At 41.6% G+C, this 817-nt stretch carries 2 protein-coding genes; both read right to left on the bottom strand.

Features of this window, described 5'->3' with window-relative positions:
* Window positions 1-157: 157 nt before the first annotated feature.
* The gene (locus tag ACWWFX_RS25330; RefSeq protein ID WP_032648715.1) at window positions 158-523 is read right to left on the bottom strand and encodes a hypothetical protein; all 366 of its coding nucleotides are present in this window, start codon (window positions 521-523) and stop codon (window positions 158-160) included.
* A gap of 46 nt (window positions 524-569) precedes the next feature.
* The coding region (locus ACWWFX_RS25335) for a phage tail assembly protein T (protein ID WP_473225108.1) at window positions 570-817 on the bottom strand (248 nt) is incomplete at its 5' end.

An 817-nucleotide genomic window follows, 5' to 3' on the forward strand; every position in this document is an offset into this window, starting at 1 on the left:
ATAATCCTGCCCCATTCGTGAGGCGCGGGAAATTTCCGTCTGGAATGATTGCGAGTTAGCGGAAATTTTAATAATCAATTCACGTAATGTTGCCATCACATTTCTCCAGGCGAAAAAAAACCCGCCGAGGCGGGTTATTATAATGAGATAATTAATTTCATTTGCATTCTTTGATTATTTCCAAAACTTCCTTTTCAGAAATTGGTACGAAGTCAGTTTCAGAACGTTGATAAGAGATTAAAGATTGACTATTGTTTTTTTTAACCTCTACCCTATGAAAATACTTCATGCGGGAGAACTGAATCGCACCAATATAAATCTCCAAACCTTCCCCATCAACTAAGTTATTGGTAACAACTTTTTCTGGTATTAAAAAATCTAGTTTATCTAGTATACAACCACTTACGTCATCTGCACTTCTGCTTGATGAGAAAGAAAGTTTTTTATTATTCTTTATATCGTTCCTTGTATCACCAGCACAACCCGCAATCAGAAATATTATGAGTATTAAAATTTTCACCATAATCCCTCCAGTTAAAGAGGGATAATATTATGTATGTAGCAAAATGTCACTGAGTTGCAGCAGTTAGCGCCGCCTCAAGCCCTGCAAACGGGTCCTTCGGTGCTGATTGCTCATCACCACCCCAGCGCAGGATCGCATCGTCCAGCGGTACTTTTGCCCCCTGCGAGCCGTAGATGGCAGAGACGAGCTGAGCTGCCTGAATGTCACCACGAATATCGCCAACCGGACTTTGCCTGTCGTACTCAATCCACATCAGAAGCTCGCTTGCCGTCATATTCTGCCGAAGCTCTGAGA

Source organism: Pseudocitrobacter sp. 2023LY-00077, assembly GCF_055796175.1.

Excerpts from the sequence above, each read along its gene's own strand:
- ACWWFX_RS25330 (WP_032648715.1), bottom strand. The coding sequence starts at position 523 with ATGGTGAAAATTTTAATACTCATAATATTTCTGATTGCGGGTTGTGCT.